Origin of the sequence: Streptomyces colwelliae, from assembly GCF_048158785.1 — a bacterium.
Lineage (GTDB): Bacteria > Actinomycetota > Actinomycetes > Streptomycetales > Streptomycetaceae > Streptomyces.
On sequence record NZ_JBLTJC010000690.1, the window covers coordinates 1 to 2,495 of the forward strand.

3 protein-coding genes are annotated in these 2,495 nt (G+C 72.9%); all 3 read right to left on the reverse strand.

Translation table 11 applies throughout. The annotated features are described in order from the left end of the window. Positions 1–39 precede the first annotated feature (39 nt). On the reverse strand, positions 40–987 hold the full coding sequence (pfkB, locus tag ACNFOC_RS53230; RefSeq protein ID WP_416966143.1) for a 1-phosphofructokinase: 948 nt from the start codon (positions 985–987) through the stop codon (positions 40–42). After that, the gene (locus ACNFOC_RS53235) at positions 984–1,745 is read right to left on the reverse strand and encodes a DeoR/GlpR family DNA-binding transcription regulator (RefSeq protein ID WP_416966144.1); all 762 of its coding nucleotides are present in this window, start codon (positions 1,743–1,745) and stop codon (positions 984–986) included. Before ACNFOC_RS53235 ends, pfkB begins: the two co-directional genes overlap by 4 nt. 200 nt (positions 1,746–1,945) lie before the next feature. Beyond that, on the reverse strand, positions 1,946–2,495 hold a 550-nt coding region (locus tag ACNFOC_RS53240), incomplete at its 5' end, for a hypothetical protein (RefSeq protein WP_416966145.1).

A 2,495-nucleotide genomic window follows, 5' to 3' on the forward strand; every position in this document is an offset into this window, starting at 1 on the left:
GGGAACGGGGGTGAGGGGTCGTAGCGACCGTGGGGGCGCTCATGTCACCGGCTCCGTCAGTACGCGGTCCACCGGGACGTCCGCCGTGACCGTCACCGCGGCCGGGTCCAGGTCCGCGGGGGTGGGCATCACGCTGCCGGGGAGCTGGACGGCGGCCGCGCCGTGGGCGACCGCCGAGGCCAGGGCTTCGGGGCCGCTGCCGCCGGCGATCAGGAAGCCGGCCAGCGAGGAGTCCCCCGCGCCGACATTGCTGCGTACGACGTCGACGCGCGCGCTGCCGAACCAGGCACCGGAGCCGTCCACCAGCAACTGCCCGTCCGCGCCGAGGCTGGCGAGTACGGCGCCGGCGCCCAACTCCCTTAGTTCTTCGGCCGCTTTGACCGCGTCGCCGACGGTGGCGAGGGGGCGGGAGACGGCCTCCGCGAGTTCCTCGGCGTTGGGCTTGACGACGTCGGGGCGCTCGCGCAGGGCCTCGATGAGCGCGGGGCCGGAGGTGTCGAGGGCGATACGGACGCCGGCGGCGTGGGCGCGGGCCACCAACTCGGCGTACCAGGACGGCGCGAGGCCGCGCGGGAGGCTGCCGCAGCAGGCGATCCAGTCGGCGTCACGGGACTGCCGGCGGACCGTCTCCAGGAGCAACTCCTGCTCGGCGGCGGTCAGTTCGGGGCCGGGGGCGTTGATCTTCGTGAGGACGCCGTCCGCCTCGGCGAGGGCGATGTTCGAGCGGGTGGCCCCGGCGACCGGGACCGGCGCGACCTCGATGCCCTGCGCGTCGAGCAGGTCCGCCACCAGCGCGCCCGGAGCGCCGCCCAGCGGCAGGACGGCGACGGTACGGCGGCCCGCGGCGGCGACCGCGCGGGAGACGTTGACGCCCTTGCCGCCCGGGTCCATGCGCTCGCCGGTGGCCCGTATGACCTCGCCGCGGTCGAGGGAGGGGACCTCGTAGGTGCGGTCGAGGGAGGGGTTCGGGGTGACGGTGAGGATCATGCGCGCACTACTTCCATGCCGCCGCGCTCCATGGCGGTGGCGTCTTCTGGGCTCAGCCCGCTGTCGGTGATCAGCAGGTCCACGTCGCTCAGGGCGCCGAAGCGGGCGAAGTGCTCCTGGCCGTGCTTGGCGGAGTCGGCGAGCAGCACCACGCGGCGGGCGGCGGTGATCGCCGCGCGCTTGACCGCGGCCTCGGCGAGGTCGGGGGTGGTCAGCCCGTGCCCGGCGGAGAAGCCGTTGGCCGCGACGAACACGACGTCGGCGCGGATCTCGCTGTACGCCCGCAGCGCCCAGGCGTCCACGGCGGCGCGCGTACGGTGCCGCACGCGTCCCCCGACGAGGTGGAGCTGCATGCCCGGGTGGTCCGCGAGGCGGGCCGCGATGGGCAGGGAGTGCGTGACGACGGTGAGCTCGGCCTCCAGCGGGATGATGCCCGCGAGGCGGGCCACCGTCGTACCGGCGTCGAGGATCACCGTGCCCTGCATCGGCAGTTCGGCGAGGGCCGCCTTGGCGATCCGGTCCTTCTCGTCGGCCGCCGTCGACTCGCGCTCGGCGAGGTCCGGCTCGAAGTCCAGCCGCCCGGCGGGTATGGCACCGCCGTGCACCCGGCGGACGAGTCCCGCGCGGTCGAGGGCCTTCAGGTCCCGGCGGATCGTCTCCGCCGTGACCTGGAACTCCTCGGCCAGCGACACCACGTCCACCCGGCCGCCGTCACGGGCCAGCCGGAGGATCTCCTGCTGCCGCTCCGGTGCGTACATGTCCGTTCGCCTCCGACCTTTGCCCGAACTTGTGGTTTCGCTCGGAGGCTACGCCCGGATTTCCGGAAAGTAAACAGGTTCGGGCACGAGGTGGACATGAACGGGCAGAGCGATCTTTATAGCGACCTCTATGTGGGGGTGCTCTGCGGTGTGCGGTGTGCGGTGTGTGCCGTGTGCGGTGTGCGGTGTGCGGTGTGCGGTCAGCTGTGGCGCAGGTCCTTGATCCGTTGCTCGGCCGCGAGGATGGCGTGCGCCAGTTCGTCGCGGGCGGCCTCCTGGCGCATCGCCTGTTCGAGCCGGGTGCGGTGCTCCGGGAGGCCGACGCGTACGGCCGGGCCCTGCGCGGGCAGGGCGGTGGCGACGTAGCCCCGCACGCTCTCGACGACCTTCGTCAGCTCGAACCGGACGCCTTCGGTGTGGTCGGCTATGCCCGCGAGCATGTTGCCGATCGTGGCGATGTTCTTGAAGTCCTCGGCGGCACAGGGCTTCTGGGCGAGGCCGCACTGCGCGGCGTAGAGGTCGGCGAGCCACGCGGAGGGCTTGTCGTACTCGGTGTTCGTCTCGTCCTTGCGGCGCATCCTCCGCGTCCAGGCGAAGACCTGCCTGTGGTGCCGGTACATCAGGGCCCCGAGAAGGGCAGAGGCGGCGGGCACCAGGAAGGTGCTGGTCATCATGCGGTGATCCGTTCGGGGATGGAGCGCGAGCGGGGAGGGGAACGGTCCGACGCCCGGCTGAAGCTGGCCGGCGACC

Excerpts from the sequence above, each read along its gene's own strand:
- pfkB (WP_416966143.1), bottom strand. The coding sequence starts at position 987 with ATGATCCTCACCGTCACCCCGAACCCCTCCCTCGACCGCACCTACGAG.
- ACNFOC_RS53235 (WP_416966144.1), bottom strand. The coding sequence starts at position 1,745 with ATGTACGCACCGGAGCGGCAGCAGGAGATCCTCCGGCTGGCCCGTGAC.